Raw genomic sequence first — 16,392 nt, forward strand, 5'->3', positions numbered from 1 at the left:
AATCCTGTTCGCTCCCCACGCTTTCGCGCCTCAGCGTCAGTTACAGCCCAGAGAGTCGCCTTCGCCACTGGTGTTCCTCCACATATCTACGCATTTCACCGCTACACGTGGAATTCCACTCTCCTCTTCTGCACTCAAGTTCCCCAGTTTCCAGTGCGTCCCGAAGTTGAGCCTCGGGTTTAAACACCAGACTTAAAGAACCGCCTGCGCGCGCTTTACGCCCAATAATTCCGGACAACGCTTGCCCCCTACGTATTACCGCGGCTGCTGGCACGTAGTTAGCCGGGGCTTTCTTCTCAGGTACCGTCACTCTCATAGCAGTTACTCTATGAGACGTTCTTCCCTGGCAACAGAGCTTTACGATCCGAAAACCTTCATCACTCACGCGGCGTTGCTCCGTCAGGCTTTCGCCCATTGCGGAAGATTCCCTACTGCTGCCTCCCGTAGGAGTCTGGGCCGTGTCTCAGTCCCAGTGTGGCCGTTCACCCTCTCAGGTCGGCTACGCATCGTCGCCTTGGTGAGCCATTACCCCACCAACTAGCTAATGCGCCGCAGGCCCATCCTCAAGTGACAGATTGCTCCGCCTTTCATAACCCCGCCATGCAGCAGGTTTAATTATCCGGTATTAGCTACCGTTTCCGGTAGTTATCCCAGTCTTGAGGGCAGGTTGCCTACGTGTTACTCACCCGTCCGCCGCTAACCATCAGGAGTGCAAGCACTCCATCAAGTCCGCTCGACTTGCATGTATTAGGCACGCCGCCAGCGTTCGTCCTGAGCCAGGATCAAACTCTCCAATAAAGATCATCCTTTCGGATGATTGATTGAAAAAGCGATTAAGCTCATTTAGAAAAACTGACGAGAATTTGTTCAATTCTCTATTGTAACTCCCCGCCGAAGCGGTTCGTTTTTACTCACTCGTTGTTCAGTTTTCAAAGATCAACCTTTTCGTTACCGGCGAATCTCGTTCGCATCAGCAACTCTTATAATATATCATATCTTTTTCGTTAATGCAAGAGGTTTTTTGAAGTTTTTTTGATCTCTTAAATTCGAAACCAAAAGCATTCCTTGATCTCTTCCCTGCCGCAAAAGCTTTCGTTTCGCGACTGGATTTATAATATATCATGAATCAACATCAATAAACAATGCATAATTTTTTCCAATTCTAATATTATAACTTGTACTAGGGATATATGTTGCTTCCGAAACATTTGAACTGGTTTAGCTCTATATTCTACCGCCACTTGATTCCACAAACGTGACAAGACGGCCGGTGACCGGCCGTCTTCTTCTAATAAACCTTAGCACGCTCTAACCCACTTAGAACTTACCATGAATCGGTTACCTCTTGTCTTTTTCGCTTACCTTATCCTTTTATCCATGGGTTTTGCTGTTTGTTCTTTGCCGACTGCGGCTTCCGTGTTTTCTTGGCTGCAGTTCTGGAGGCTTTCCCCCCCGTCTGACGATGAACCTTTGCCTTGGGCGCCTTACTGTTCTCTTCAATCACAGCGTCACGAATTTCAGCTTCCTGATCGCTCTCTTCAACGGAATGATTCGCTGGAGAAGCATCTTCCGTAAAGCTTGAAGCAATTCCGACTCCTTGTTCTTCATTTTGACGGTCTATCCACATCTGTTCATAAGGGTTCACGAATGATGGATTTGCGCCGAAAGCTCCAAGCGGTTCCGAAGGAACGCTGTAGGCACCCGACGAATTCATGGCACCATGCTGCCAATTATAAGGCATGGCATGCTCCGCTCCCCCCTGGTGAGCATATGGATAACTGTTTTGAGGCATCCCGTAAAAAGGACTCACTTCTCCGCCCTGGCAGCCGCAAGGAGATGAGGCATACCCAAGCGGCGAAATCCCTTGATGTTCTGGATACGGCATATAGTTAGAAGTTGCTCCTGCGGTATAGGACTCGGAAACGGAAATCTGGGAATACTCCATTCCGACCGGATCTCCGGACACTCCAGGATAGCCTTCCGCCGGAATTCCCCAGGCGTCTCCATAGGATGCCGGAACGGCTGGCTGCGGCATATGATAGTATGGATGAACACTCTCTCCATGCCATTTTACCGGCTCGTGGCACCCGCATGGAGATTCCGGATAGACGTATTGCGGCATCGTAAACTGAGGCTCATGATATCCATGATGGTGGTGATGTTGGTACGGACCAAGACATGGATGATCCGGAACATGATGAATCGGAAACTCCGGACATGGATGCATGAAAGGTTGGACCGGGAAGTCAGCAACCTTCGGGCATGGATCATCGGCTGGAAGAACCGGATGCGGCATCGGCATTGTCTTTAACGGATACATTTGCTCCGGCTCAAAAGGCTTGTATTCCGGTTTATACTCCGGTTTAAATTCTGGCTTGAACTCTGGCTTATACTCCGGTTTGTATTCTAGTTTAAATTCGGGTTTAATCTCCGGTTTATACTCGAGTTTAATCTCCGGTTTAATCTCGGGCTTAATCTCCGGTTTGTACTCCGGCTCTACCTTTTTAGGCTCCTCCGGCAAAGGCGCAATCTCCGGAAGCTTCGGTAACACAGGCGGCTCTGGCATTGGCTGTGGCGGGGCCACCGGCGGCTGCGGTACGGGCTGGGTAATTTCTTCTTTCACGCCCGTATAATCCTTGCTTCCCGGCTTCTTTTTACCCGGAGCGACTTCAGCACTCATCGTAATGCCATCGCTATCTCCCGTCTCCGTATAAATGCCCGACGAAGGAATATTGACAATCTCTCCCACTAAAAGGGCATTCGGATTTTTAAGCTGCGGGTTGGCATCGATAATTTCTTTCAGGGTTACTCCCCAGGCTTTGGACAGCTTCCACAAGGAGTCCCCTTGTTTTACCGTATGCTTATGGATAATTGGCTGGCTGCCGCCAGGTACCGGAACGGGCTCTGTCGGAATTTTAATTTTAGCCCCGACATCAAGCTTATTCGGATCGACCAGCTGCGGGTTGGCATCGATGATTTTCGTTAACGGTACGTCAAATTTTTTGGACAGCTCATATAGGGTGTCGCCTACCTTGACGATGTGTATCTTCACGCCGCTAAAACCTCCTACACTCTTCTAGGCGCTATGGTTATTCGCCCGTGTTCGTTACTACATCCTATGCAGGAAATGGGCGATTGACATCCCTCGATGCAAAAAAAATCCTTTCATCGACATGAAAGGATTTTTTAATACGCTTGAACTTCTTGTCCGTAATACTTAGGATTCCCAAACTTTATACCCGTCAATCTCAACGATTTTCCGGAACTCTTCAAGCAATTGAAGCGTAATCGGCCCCGCTTGCCCCTTGCCGATGGTACGCCCGTCAATCTCGCGTGCGGCGATCACCTCGGCAGCCGTACCTGTGAAAAATACCTCGTCGGCGATATACACATCATGCATGCTGAAAGGCTCTTCCTTGAGCGGAATGCCAAGCTTGCCGCACAGCTCGATGATCGCCTGGCGCGTAATGCCTTCTAGTGCGCCCAGGTAACATGGCGGCGTTGTGACGACACCATTTTTCACGATGAAAATATTATCTCCCGAACCCTCCGTAACATATCCTTGGGCGTTCATCATAATGGCTTCATCAGCCCCGGCGAAGTTGGACTGGATCTTAACGAGGATGTTGTTCAAATAGTTCAGCGACTTGATCTTCGGATTGAGCGCATCCGGAATGTTTCTCCGCTGCGCCACGGAAACCGCTCGCAAACCGTTCAAATACGCTTCTTCTGAATAGATCGCCAGCTGTTCGACAATAATCAGTACCGTCGGTTTCGGGCAGCGACGAGGGTCAAGACCCAAGTTGCCCGCACCGCGCGACACGACGAGGCGGATGTACCCGTCTCTCATATCGTTGCGGCGAATCGTCTCCGCCATTGCCTCCAGCAGCTCATCATAGGCCAATGGAATCACAAGATCGATAGACTTGGCCGAATCGTATAAACGGTCCAAATGCTCTTTGCATTTGAAGATGTTGCCGTTATAAATCCGGATGCCTTCGAAAATGCCGTCCCCGTACAGGAAGCCGTGATCAAATACCGAAACTTTCGCATTCTCTTTCGTGACAAATTCTCCGTCTAAATAGATCCATTGCTCAGACATTTACTTTACCCCCATTTTCTCGCTTTCGTAGGCGTAACTCGGATACGATCCAAGCGTGCGGACTTGGCATCCGAGTGCTTCGATTTCTCCCATGGCAGCCGTCAGCAGAACGGAATCGGCAGCAGCCATTACATCTATATAGAAATAATAGTTGCCGAGCTTTTTCTTGGTCGGCCGGGATTCGATTCGGGTCAGGTTCAGCCGTCTCCACGCAAATGCCGAAAGCACCTGATGCAGCGCACCCGGCACATCCTCCGGCAACGTAACCAGAATGCTCGTCTTGACATGCTCCGGTGAACGGTCAATCGCGATCGGCTCACGGCCGATCAGCACGAACCGGGTGTAATTGTTGTCGTGATCCGTAATCCGCTCTGCAAGCAGATCCAATCCATGCTTCTCTGCACCGAGGGATGTTCCGATGGCCGCCCACCCTTTGCCCGGATTTTCTTTTACGATTTTAACGCCTTCGGACGTGCTGCCTACCTGTTCAAGCTCCGCCTGAGGGGCGGCTTTGGCCAGGAATTGGCGGCACTGGGCGGTCGCAACCTGATGGGACCAGATTTTCGTAATTTTACTGAAATCCATCGCCCCCTCCGATCCGCGGAATTCCGACGCATTGCCGATTAAATTTTGAATCGACGGATACACCCACTCCACCTGCATCGGCATATCCACCTCGTTGACAAGCCAATCCATATGGAGGCTTACGGAGCCCTCAATCGTATTCTCAATCGGAATTACGCTATAATCACTCTTGCCTTCGACCGTAGACATGAACACATCAGAGATCAGTTTGTAGTGGACGAGCTCGACAGGCTGATCGCCAAGAAGATATCGTATCGCTTCATGAGATACCGATCCTGAGGGCAACAAGGCTATTTTTTTCATGCGGTTACTTCCCCTCTAATCATATCCAAAAAGGATCTGTTGTTGATGTCGTCCATAATCTGGACGCCCTCGGCTGCCGGGTCCAGACTGAAGCACGAGGACGGGATGCCTTCGGCCTCCATCGCTCTCACCAAGTAAGCCTTGAGATCATCCACACGCCGATCATCACGATCCACGAACGCGATAATCGTCGGGCCAGCTCCGCTGAGCGCGACCCCCAGTGCGCCTTGATCAGGCGCTTCCGCCAGGATTCTCGGCATCCCGGGCACGAGCGGTGCCCGGTAAGGCTGGTGAATGCGGTCCTGCATCGCTGCCCGGACAAGATCCAAGCGGCCAGCCGACAGAGCAGCCGTCATTAAGGACGATCGACTAATATTATATACGGCATCCGCCAAATTGACCTGGGCAGGCAGCGCCTCCCTCGCCTTGGAGGTGGCCAAGTGGAAATCAGGAATGACGACCACGGTCCCGAGGCGGGCTGGCGGTTCGATCCGGATATAATCCGCATGCTTGCCATCCCATGCCGCTGTAATAATGCCGCCAAACAACGATGCGCCCACGTTGTCCGGATGCTTCTCAAGGGCAGTCGCCATATCGAACAGCTTGGACTCCGATAACGGAGAGCCGATCAACGCATTCGCCGCATATAAAGCGCCAACGATGGCGGAAGCGCTGCTGCCGAGTCCCCGCGCCAGCGGAATATCGGAATACATCGATACTTCAAGCTCGGGAACCGATTCTCCTGCTTCATCGAACACCATTTGCGCCACTTTATAGATCATGTTGCTTTTGTCGACCGGCAAGCCCTTCATCTCATCTCCGTGGAGATGAATTTCGGTACGATCAGCAGGTTTCAGCTCGATCCAGGAGTAAAGTGACAATGCCATGCCGAGCGTATCAAAACCTGGACCAAGGTTGGCCGTGCTGGCCGGAACCTTAACCCTCAAGCCTTGGGACAAACTCATACCTGCGCAGCCCCTTCAAGCTTCGCGATGGCTTCCATAACCGCGGACTCCGTATCGGATACGACCAGCGGTTCCGATTGGACCGTCGAAATCGCGATGTTCGGATCCTTCAATCCATGTCCGGTCAAAACGCAGACGACGGATTCCCCGCCTTTAAAATATCCTTCCCGTTTCATTTTATATACGCCTGCAATCGAAGCCGCGGAACCCGGCTCGGCAAAGATTCCTTCACGTGACGCGATTTTGCGGTAGGCTTCCAATATTTCCCCGTCGGTAACGTAGTTAATCTGCCCGCGGGACTCCTCGGCTGCGGCTACCGCCGTTTTCCAGCTGGCCGGATTGCCGATTCGGATTGCCGTTGCGACCGTTTCCGGATTAGGAATCGGCTCGCCTTTCACGATGGCCATGGCCCCTTCGGCCTCAAACCCGAGCATCTTAGGCAGCGAAGCCGCCTTGCCGGCTGCATGGTATTCTTTGAATCCCTTCCAATACGCGGAGATATTGCCCGCATTGCCCACCGGGATCGCCAGCACGTCCGGCGCTTTCCCCAGCTGATCGACCACTTCGAAAGCAGCCGTCTTCTGTCCCTCGATCCGGTACGGGTTCACGGAGTTGACGAGCGTAATCGGATGCTTGGCCGTGATCTCCCGCACGATTTCCAGTGCACGGTCAAAGTTGCCGTCGATGGCAATGACTTTAGCGCCATAGATCATCGCTTGTGCAAGCTTGCCCAAGGCAATATTGTTGTTCGGGATAATGACGATGCAGTTCAATCCGCCGCGTGCCGCATAAGCAGCAGCTGCAGCGGAGGTGTTGCCGGTCGAGGCGCACATAATGGTGCGGCTTCCTTCCTCCATCGCCTTGGCTACCGCCATGACCATCCCTCGGTCTTTAAAGGAGCCTGTAGGATTCAGTCCTTCAAATTTAAAATGCAGGTCGATTCCAAGCTCCTCCGACAGGTTCTCGGCACGGATCAGCGGCGTATTCCCCTCCTTAAGGGTTAGCAGCGGGGTCTGGTCATTGACGGGTAAATATTCTTTATAAGTTTGAAGTAATCCTTCGTACGGCATCTCTCATGATCTCCTTTTCTATGAAAAAATATAGTTTCGGCTCTGATGTACACTTCGTGGCCATATGGCCTAGCCTTCAACCCGGTATACGCTCTTGATCCGCCGGATAACCTCCAGGCCTTCGAAATGATTCAGCACCTTATCCATATTGGCCTTGCTTGCATGGTGCGTAACGATGATGATCTCTGCATCCGGATTCTGGTCATTCGGCTGCTGAACAACTGATTCCAGGCTCACGTCATGCTGCGCGAACACTTGCGTGATTTGGGCGAGAACCCCCGCTTTATCATCGACATGCAGCAGGATAAAGTTTTTATACGAAATCTGCTCGTCCGTCTTGAGCTTCTTCGGTTTATACGGGACGATCGCTTTCAGACCGTTCACGCCGAGCTTCAAGTTTTTGATTATGGCTACCAGATCCGCGACAACGGAGGTCGCCGTCGGCATCTCGCCGGCACCGGCACCATAGAACATTGTCTCCCCTACAGCTTCCCCATACACGTAGACGGCGTTGAATACACCGTTAACGGCTGCGATGGGATGTCCCGTGCGTACCATGGTCGGCTGCACGCTGATGCTGACCTCGTCGTCCTGACGCTCGGCGATGCCGAGCAGCTTCATCTCATAGCCCAGACGTTTGGCGTACGAAATGTCTTCTTTGGTTACTTGAGAGATTCCCTTGACCGATACATCCTGCAGCTCGACATTCGTCCGGAAACCGAGCGTTCCGAGAATCGCCATCTTGCGCGCAGCGTCCAGGCCCTCCACGTCAGAGGTCGGGTCCGCCTCCGCATAGCCGAGCGCCTGCGCTTCAGCCAGCACGTCCTCGAAGGATGCGCCCTCCTGGCTCATTTTCGTCAAAATATAATTGGTCGTGCCGTTCACGATCCCCATAATCTTCATAATGCGGTCCGATGAGAAGCCCTCGATCAGCGTCCGGATAATCGGAATACCGCCGGCTACGCTTGCCTCATAGAATACATCGCACTGCTTCTCTTGCGCTTTTGCCAAAATCTCAGCGCCGTGCAGAGCCATCAAATCCTTGTTCGCCGTCACGATATGCTTGCCCCGGTCCAGCGCTTCCAAAATGTACGTCTTCGTCTGTTCGATGCCGCCCATAACTTCCACAATAACATCGATTTCCGGATCCCGGATCACTTCCCATGGATCCTCCGTCAGCTTGCTTTGATCCACACTAACGCTGCGGTATTTCTCCATATGCTTTACCGCGATCCGTTCGATCACGATCGGCGATCCGACCTGGCTGCTCAGATCCTCCTGATGACCTTCCACAATTCTTACAACCCCAGTTCCTACTGTTCCCAATCCTAAAAGTCCTATCTTCACCGGCTTCATTCCTACGATTACCTCCCGTATCCCATCACAATAAGCGATTTACTTAACTATGAAACAAATTATCCTTGCCCGATCATCTGTACTTTTCGTACGCCGGTGATGCGGCGCAGACCGTCCAACAAATCGTCGAGCTCTTCAATCAAGCGGGAAACCTCAACGGAGATCACCACGTTCGCGATCCCTTGCAAAGGAATGCTCTGATGGATGGTCAGCACATTGCCGCCTTCACCGGCAACCAATCCAAGCACCTCTGACAGCATGCCCGAACGGTGCTCCATATCAATCGATATGGTGACAATTTCATCCCGCTCCAGCTGATTGATCGGATGGATGCCGTCCTTATACTTATAAAAGGCGCTGCGGCTAAGCCCTACCTGCTCAACAGCTTCGTGGACCGTCTTGACGTCGCCGGAGGCCAGCAGCTTCTTCACCTGCATGGTTTTGACCACAGCTTCGGGAAGGATGTCTTCCCGGACCAAATAATAGCGTTCCTTCACAAAACGTCCTCTCCTCAAAGACTACTGTTTTCGTATAGTGGACATTATACTGGATATATCGGGCAAGGGCAATACATAAATGTCCCTTTTTTCGCATTGGCAGCATCTTCATGTCCATGCTATAACCTATACTATATCGCAAATTTTATAGGAACTCATCGTTGATTGTATTCATTTCGTAAAAATGTGCCCAAATAATAAAGCAGCTCCCGGCCTTTCGGGAGCTGCTGATAGGGTCTGTTCAGCCCGTATGATTCATGACAGAACCGCAGTATGCACATTCGACTGGTTGATTTTTCCGGATCACTACTTCTGAGCCGCATCCGGAGCACGTTACGACTCCCGTAGAACTAGAAGCTCGGTTGTTATTTGCCTTGTTTATTGGTTGAACCGACGCATTCTTAGGCGCATTTGCATCCAGGCGGATAAATCCGTCTTTTATAATCCCTCTCATGAAATGCTTGTGATTCAACAAATACTTTAAATCTTCTATAACTCTTGAACCCGGCTGCTTCACTTCCGCCGCAATCTCTTCAACCGAAAGGACGCCCCGTCTGATCTGATCCTCGTACTGTTTCGCCAGTTGATAAAACTGTTTATTATGATGGACCCTCAACATGCTTAGAACGGCAATAAATATCAAAAACACGATGCCCAATTGCCATGCAATCGTGATACCTTGATCAGCCCTTTGAGATGGTTCCATATCGCTGTACAGTACAAAAAATGCATATAATACCATACCCAAATACATCCCACCAAGCTGTCGACCCAGCTGACCATATTGAAAACCTCTCGCATAGTTAAGGGAGTATTGGCGAAAGAACCTCCACAAACCTAGAGGCAAAAAAACCGGAAAAAACAAAAGGTTGCCTATGACCAAAGCTTTATCAAAGGAGGTTGGTTCCGCTTCAAACTTCTGCTCCTCTATGATACGTTTACTTTCTTCCATGTACCATCTCTCCTCTCCTGACTTGTTCTCATGACACGGATTGTACCAATAGCCCGCAGTATTCGCACTCTTTTGATTCCTCTGATCTCAGAATCAATTTGGAACCACATCCCCTGCACTCCACAACGTGAGATTGTTGTGTTGACGGAGTTGTCTCTTCTTGATTCGTGACAGAATGGCCGAAAACTTCATCGGATTTATTTGCATAATCTTGTTTGAATGTCAACACCCCCTCAACTAAGGCTCCTTCCGGGAAGTGACCTATGGACATTAAATACTCCATATCTTGCTCTACGTTAAGCTGGGGTTGTCGCACCTGCTCCGCGATTTCGCTAATGCGGCGAATCCCGTGATCGAAAATAATTTGCTTATATTGTTCAACAAGTTTTATGTACCACTCGCTTCGTCTCATATAGATTCCGGTTAATATAAAAAACAGCAGCAAGGAAACAATGAGGACCGCAAAAATATAAGAGAGAATCGAATTAAAGAAAAATCCATAGACCAGATACGATATAAAGCTTGTAAATAACTGAAATGATATCATTTTGTAATGATATCCTTGTCGATAATTAAGGTGCTTGTTTGCCCTAGCCCTCCATACCGACAAAGGAATCAGGACATAAGGAAGAAGCAAGCTGGCCGTAAACAGCGCAAGATCAACAGGCTCGGGCTTGGGCTCGTATTTATATTCTGTCGTTGTTTTGCTTTCAACCAATAGTATCACCTTTCTTGTCAATTTCTTAATAAATCGTCTACCCGATCCTGCTGTGCCTCAGCAGCGTGCCGCAATAGTCGCACTCCTTGTGCTCTCCGCGGGCCACGGACGATTTCGCACCGCATCCGGAGCATTCTACCCAATATGGGCCGTCCTCTTCCTGCGTTTCCGTCTTCTCTGCCTTCATAATTACAGCGGCTTGGTTGAGGACCGAGTTCAGCTGCTCATCAAGGCTCTGTGCACCGCTGGTTTCGCTGAAGTCTTCCCGGCTCCGCAAGGACGGGATTTTCACGACACCGTTCTCGATCCGTCCATAGGGGAGCAAATGCAAACGAAACAAATCGTTCAAGTCCCGAATCACCTGCTCGGGCCCCTGTCTGACCGCCTGGGCGATATACGGGACATGGAACAGCCTCCTTCGCACGATGGTATCCGTGTAAACCTCGATCAGCATTCCGAAGCTCTGGTCCCGCCTATTTCCGATCACGAACAAAATGACTACCGGAACCAAAAATACGATTCCCAAGAAGATTGTGACTTCCATAAGACTCCCGGTCTCTCCGGTGTCCGTGCTGCCGATGATCATCAAAAACTCAAGAACCATAAACGTAATTAGCAATACCCAGCCCAAGAGCCTGTAATTTCTTCCCTTGCAGCTGTTTCGCCGATGGCTGGCCATCATTCGGATGGCGGCCAGCACCATCGCGAGCGGAAAGAACAAAACGGCAGCCCCAAGGATAAGGGCATCGGTTGTAGAAAACTTCAATTTATAAGGTTTAAAAGGCGCACCCATACGTTATCTCCTTGATCTGCTTTTATGTAGAACCCGCTTTGGCGTGCAAAAGCTGCATGTTACGGTCCTGTACCGTCCTGAGGATATCCCGGATCATCCGTGCCGTTTCCTCGGTCACCCCTTGCCGGGCTTCGGCGCTGACTTCACCGATCAATGTCACCTGGTCCTCCAATACAGCGATTTTCTCCCGGATCAGATTTTCCACTTCATGGAGGGATGCATGCGGAATGGGATCGCTGTAGCGGAGCGTCTCCTCCAGTTCAGCCATGTCCCGGTCCAGCGAGTGGATTTCCTCGCCGGATAGCTGGTTCAGCTTACCCCGGATTGCGCCAATCCAAGCGACCGTTTCACGCTTCCTTGCCGTAAGCTCTCCCTCCTTCTCCTCATGACCGGCGACATACCTGCCGAGCAGAGAGACTAAAACCAAAACAACGGCGAATCCCAATAACGTCATCGCATGGATTTTGAGATACGCCGGTCCCGAGAGCTTAAACAAGCTCCCCAGCAAAATGACCTCAAGGATGACGGATAAGGCATACACCCCGATAATGAAGCCCATGGCAATCGTAAAGGGGGCACTGGAGGAAGCAGCTTTGCGTCTGCATTGATGGATGCAGGATCCGATAAAAATAAGCACAGACGCTTCAGCGAAGCCAACGGCAATGCCGGATACCCACGCGTTGATATCGGTCAGCCCGCCAATAATGCCGAATAGGAGAATCGTGGCAACCGGGACAATCAAGGCAGCCAACCAGAAACCGTATCGAGCCGCGACTCTTGACGTCATGATGGATCACCGCTTTCACTTTCCATTATCCGGTGCCCGCATTCCATGCAGAACTTCTGCCCCGGCTTTACCTCATGATTGCAGTTGGTGCATTGAAGCTTATGACTTGCTCCACAGTTCGGACAGAATTTTGCACCCGGGTCCAGCAAGTGGCTGCATTCCCGGCAAGGGATCGGCAGCTGGGCACCGCACTCCGCGCATACCTTGGCATCCGCCGGATAATCATAGCCGCAGGATGGGCAGGCTCTGTACGGGTCACCGCAGTTCAGGCAAAACTTCGCATGGCGTGGGATCACATGACCGCAATCGGTGCACAAAATATCGCGGGCCGGCTTATCCGGCTTCTGCACATGAGCAGGCTGGCCACAGCCTGAGCAAAACCGGGAATGCTCATCCATTAACGTCCCGCACTCGGTACAGGCTCTTGGCTTCAGTCCGGGTCCGTCTGCTGTCTGAACCTCGGTGTCTCTTAACAGCCGTGTCATCGTTTCGTATACCGGACCAGCCATGCCGATCCCTATGCCCAGTCCGCTGCCGATCGCCCCAGCAGGGCTCCCGGGATTCTTCGCGGCTCCTTCCAGCGTATCGAAGGTCCGCTCCTGATGATAGGTATAGCCGATAATGTCCATTTCCGCTTTCTTCGCCAATGCTTCCTTAATTCGAAGAGCAGCGGGGTCATCTTCCGGAATATTGATGGAATCGACAAAGAAATTGAGCAGCGTAATCCCCATCTCATCGAACGATGGAGCAATCGCTTCCATAATATGCTTTGATATTTCCGTCATATAGGCGCTGATTTCGACGACGCTGATCTTTTTGAAAATGATGTACGAGGAGATAATATCCTTAATATTGGACATAAGCACTCCGCGATAATATTTGACCAAGGTGCTTTGATCAAAGGTTGGCAGCGTGCCGACCATTTCTCCCAAAAACTTTCTCGGATCGCTGATCTGGACCCCGAACTGTCCAAATGCCCGCACGGAGACGATAATATGATATTTGGGATCCTGCAGCTGAATCGGTGCGCTCGTTCCCCACTTCACATCCAAAGAGCGCATTTTGTTGATAAACCAAACCTCTGCCGTAAACGGAGATTTGCCTCCGAACGGGAGATTGGTGATATTCGATAAAATCGGAATGTTTGCGGTGCTTAGCGTGTGCCTGCCTGCAGAGAAGGAATCCAAGGCTTGGCCGCCCTTATATAAAATCGCCTCCTGCGATTCGTGAACGATTAGTTGGGTCCAGGTGCCCAGCTCCTGGTTGGGATAACGCCAAGCAAACACATCCGGCGGGCCTTCAAATTTAACAACATCAATGATAGCCATAGTTCTGCTCTCCTTTTGCATGGTTCGTCCGATCGGATGATCGATAAAAATAGGTACAAATGTACTACTATTGTATACGATTTGGCCGGTAAATGGATGAAAAATTTGGGAATCGGACCATTCGTCGTCGCTTTTGCACACAAAAAAACCGCCAAGCCTGCTTATACACAGACTTAGCGGTAACTCTTTATCTATCCAAACGAGCGGCATTGAAGGCCCCGTTTCCGGGAAGCTGCCTCCTTCTAGCCCTGCTTTTAATAATAGCTGCTTCCTTCTACAAACTCGAATTCAAAATCCCCGATGCGTACAATCGTTCCATCCGTTGCACCGCGCTTGCGAAGCTCCTCGTCCACGCCCATATGGCGCATGGTCCGGGCAAGCTTCAGAATTGCATCATGCGAATTCATCTGCATACGCTTCAGCATCCGCTCGATTCGCTCGCTGTGCACGACGTACATTTCATTGTCGCGGGTAATCGTGAACGTGTTGTCATTCTGGGCTTTGAACTTGTAGACCTTCCGCTCGGCAACCTCGGTCACCTCTTCCACCGTCGGCTCTTCCGGCATGCTCTCAAGGATATCCATCGTCCGATACAGAAGCTCCTGGATCCCTTGACGGGTCAGTGAAGAAATGGGCATAACTTCAATGTCCGGGCGGATCGCCTTTACCTTCTCGGTGAAGACGGCCAGATTCTCTTCGGCTTCAGGCATATCCATCTTATTGGCAGCCACAATTTGCGGGCGGTCCATCAGAGCCGCATTGTAGAGCCTGATCTCATCATTGATCTTCTCCCAATCCTCGAACGGGTCCCTTCCCTCCGTACCGGCCATATCCACCACATGAATAATGACGCGCGTCCGCTCTACATGCCGGAGGAACTCATGTCCGAGTCCGACGCCTTCATGGGCGCCCTCGATCAGTCCGGGCAGATCGGCCATAACGAAGTTTCGGCCATCGCCCACTTCCACCATACCGAGATTCGGCGTGATGGTCGTAAAATGATAGGCTCCAATCTTAGGCTGTGCGGCGGAAACGACCGATAGCAGCGTAGACTTGCCGACGCTCGGGAAGCCGACCAGACCGACATCGGCCATCACCTTAAGCTCCATAACGACATATCGCTCTTCGCCCTCTTCGCCGTTCTCAGCGAGCTCCGGCGCGGGATTGTTCGGCGTTGCGAAACGGATATTTCCCCGTCCGCCGCGTCCGCCTCTAGCTACGACGACCTGCTGCCCATGACGGGTCAGATCCCCGATTACTTCGCCCGTATCGTCATCCATCAGGATCGTGCCGGGCGGTATGCGCACAATCAAATTTTCAGCGTTGGCGCCATGCTGGCTTTTATTCCGTCCCTTTTCTCCGCGCTTGGCCTTGAAATGCTTCTGGTAACGGAAATCCATCAGCGTACGAAGTCCTTCATCCACGCGAAATATGACATCGCCGCCTTTGCCGCCGTCACCGCCGGCAGGGCCGCCCTCAGGCACATACTTCTCACGGCGGAATGCAATAAGGCCATCTCCTCCGTCTCCGCCTTTTACGTAAACTTTCGCTTTATCTACAAACATGATATCACCTTCCTCAAGTCACTAACGGCAGGTATAAGCGGTACGTGGGTTCCCCCGGCTCCGTCTGTTCCACCCGAACGCCTTCGTCCTGTACGGCTTGTTCGATCTGAAGCCTTAAGCTGTCGGGTTCTCCGAAGTCTCCCTCACCCTGTGCCCATACAATCAGCTCATGCTCCTGCTGCATAAATGTTAACGCTAACTCCCGGGTTTCTCCCCATGACGCTTTCCCGCTCATCTGGAAAGCCTTGACCGTCCGAATAATCGTTTCGGCCACCCGATCGGCCGTTCCTGGCGAGACCTTGCCTTCCAACTGGACTTGATCCACAATGTCAACTTCCAGCTGCAGATTGTTGCCGGAGGTCCGGTATGAATGTAAATAAAAAACCAGAGAAGGGATGCCCAGCTTGGATATTTTGCTCTCCAGCGCCATCCGCTCTTTTATTCTTTCCACACAAGCCACGGATTTATCAAGCTTACCTAATTGAATATAGCCGTATAAAATTTGAAGTTCATTCATCCAATCATGTCGGTGATGATTCAACATCCGAATCGACGCGTGCTCCATATTCCGAACGATCGCCTGCTGCCTGCGCTTCTCCGACCGCAGCACAAGCCATGCAGCGCCAACCGAAGCAGCCGCAGCCCAGATTGCCGTTACGGCACCCGCTGCGAGACTAGGCTTCCATACCATCCATGCTACCGGCAAGACTGAGGTTAAACCGGCCCCAGCCGTTATCCATATCCAGGATTTCATCGCTTCTCCTCGTCTTTCAACAGCAATTGGTTACATTCACCAGATCTCAGTATATCACAGTCTTTCCGCACGGTTCATCCCCTGGATGATGAACTTGGCAAATTTCAATACGAATTACGGTGGAGGACCAGCGATCGAAGGCGCTGCAGGCTAACGACTGCTCCACCTTGGATTCGAAGATGCCAACCATCTCGACGACCGGATACTCGCCCGCGGAGCCAAGCAAGCCCCTTCTTATAATTAAAAAAGAAGCCCCGGCAACGATGCCGAAAGGCTTCTTCTGTAAGCAGTATAAGAAACGATTAAGCTTCCACTGCAGCCGCTACAGGAGCGACTTCAACCGGGTAGACGCTCACTTTCTTACGATCACGGCCCCAACGTTCGAATTTCACAACGCCGTCCACTTTCGCAAACAAAGTATCGTCTTTACCGATTCCCACGTTCGTGCCTGGGTGAATTTTCGTACCGCGTTGACGAACCAAGATGCTGCCGCCGGTCACAACTTGACCGTCCGCACGCTTCACGCCAAGGCGCTTCGCTTCACTGTCACGGCCGTTCTTCGTGGAACCTACACCTTTTTTCGATGCGAATAACTGAAGATCCAATTTCAACATGTT

Annotated in this window: 15 protein-coding genes and 1 rRNA gene (1 of these 16 cut by a window edge); all 16 read right to left on the bottom strand. The window is 51.3% G+C overall.

All coding sequences use genetic code 11. The features are described from left to right. Positions 1 to 798: ribosomal RNA gene (locus BBD41_RS07200) — 16S ribosomal RNA — on the bottom strand (it extends 756 nt beyond the left edge of the window). Between the two features lie 565 nt (positions 799 to 1,363). Further along, positions 1,364 to 3,052 (bottom strand): LysM peptidoglycan-binding domain-containing protein, encoded by a 1,689-nt coding sequence (locus BBD41_RS07205; protein ID WP_099477119.1) that lies wholly within the window; start codon positions 3,050 to 3,052, stop codon positions 1,364 to 1,366. A gap of 165 nt (positions 3,053 to 3,217) precedes the next feature. Further along, complete coding sequence (gene ilvE / locus BBD41_RS07210) at positions 3,218 to 4,102, bottom strand: branched-chain-amino-acid transaminase (protein ID WP_077569205.1); 885 nt, start codon at positions 4,100 to 4,102, stop codon at positions 3,218 to 3,220. Then, entirely contained in the window at positions 4,103 to 4,990 is an 888-nt protein-coding gene (gene pheA / locus BBD41_RS07215; protein ID WP_099477120.1) for a prephenate dehydratase, read from the bottom strand. Beyond that, on the bottom strand, positions 4,987 to 5,955 hold the full coding sequence (gene thrB / locus BBD41_RS07220) for a homoserine kinase (protein ID WP_099477121.1): 969 nt from the start codon (positions 5,953 to 5,955) through the stop codon (positions 4,987 to 4,989). Before thrB ends, pheA begins: the two co-directional genes overlap by 4 nt. Next, positions 5,952 to 7,025, bottom strand: a complete 1,074-nt coding sequence (gene thrC, locus BBD41_RS07225) for a threonine synthase (protein WP_077569208.1) — start codon at positions 7,023 to 7,025, stop codon at positions 5,952 to 5,954. The genes thrB and thrC overlap by 4 nt, the downstream gene beginning before the upstream one ends. Positions 7,026 to 7,094: 69 nt before the next feature. After that, positions 7,095 to 8,381 carry a homoserine dehydrogenase gene (locus BBD41_RS07230; RefSeq protein ID WP_099477122.1) on the bottom strand — a complete coding sequence of 429 codons (1,287 nt, stop codon included), beginning with the start codon at positions 8,379 to 8,381 and terminating at the stop codon, positions 7,095 to 7,097. A 59-nt stretch (positions 8,382 to 8,440) separates the two neighbouring features. Beyond that, positions 8,441 to 8,878 carry an ACT domain-containing protein gene (locus tag BBD41_RS07235; protein ID WP_077569210.1) on the bottom strand — a complete coding sequence of 146 codons (438 nt, stop codon included), beginning with the start codon at positions 8,876 to 8,878 and terminating at the stop codon, positions 8,441 to 8,443. 241 nt (positions 8,879 to 9,119) lie between these two features. Further along, entirely contained in the window at positions 9,120 to 9,830 is a 711-nt protein-coding gene (locus BBD41_RS07240; protein WP_077569211.1) for a hypothetical protein, read from the bottom strand. Between the two features lie 28 nt (positions 9,831 to 9,858). Beyond that, on the bottom strand, positions 9,859 to 10,548 hold the full coding sequence (locus BBD41_RS07245; RefSeq protein ID WP_099477123.1) for a hypothetical protein: 690 nt from the start codon (positions 10,546 to 10,548) through the stop codon (positions 9,859 to 9,861). Positions 10,549 to 10,585: 37 nt separating this feature from the next. Beyond that, a complete protein-coding gene (locus tag BBD41_RS07250; RefSeq protein ID WP_099477124.1) occupies positions 10,586 to 11,341 on the bottom strand; it encodes a hypothetical protein in 756 nt (251 codons plus the stop codon). Positions 11,342 to 11,363: 22 nt separating this feature from the next. After that, positions 11,364 to 12,128 carry a hypothetical protein gene (locus BBD41_RS07255; RefSeq protein WP_099477125.1) on the bottom strand — a complete coding sequence of 255 codons (765 nt, stop codon included), beginning with the start codon at positions 12,126 to 12,128 and terminating at the stop codon, positions 11,364 to 11,366. After that, positions 12,125 to 13,456: an SPFH domain-containing protein gene (locus tag BBD41_RS07260; RefSeq protein ID WP_099477126.1), complete on the bottom strand. Its 1,332-nt coding sequence runs from the start codon at positions 13,454 to 13,456 to the stop codon at positions 12,125 to 12,127. The genes BBD41_RS07255 and BBD41_RS07260 overlap by 4 nt, the downstream gene beginning before the upstream one ends. Before the next feature lie 254 nt (positions 13,457 to 13,710). Beyond that, on the bottom strand, positions 13,711 to 15,021 hold the full coding sequence (obgE, locus tag BBD41_RS07265; RefSeq protein ID WP_077569216.1) for a GTPase ObgE: 1,311 nt from the start codon (positions 15,019 to 15,021) through the stop codon (positions 13,711 to 13,713). A 13-nt stretch (positions 15,022 to 15,034) separates the two neighbouring features. Then, positions 15,035 to 15,775: a Spo0B domain-containing protein gene (locus tag BBD41_RS07270; protein WP_007130716.1), complete on the bottom strand. Its 741-nt coding sequence runs from the start codon at positions 15,773 to 15,775 to the stop codon at positions 15,035 to 15,037. 302 nt (positions 15,776 to 16,077) lie between these two features. Further along, positions 16,078 to 16,389 (bottom strand): 50S ribosomal protein L27, encoded by a 312-nt coding sequence (gene rpmA / locus BBD41_RS07275; protein ID WP_007130717.1) that lies wholly within the window; start codon positions 16,387 to 16,389, stop codon positions 16,078 to 16,080. Positions 16,390 to 16,392: the final 3 nt, after the last annotated feature.

Origin of the sequence: Paenibacillus ihbetae (assembly GCF_002741055.1) — a bacterium.
GTDB classification, from domain to species: Bacteria; Bacillota; Bacilli; order Paenibacillales; family Paenibacillaceae; genus Paenibacillus_AQ; species Paenibacillus_AQ ihbetae.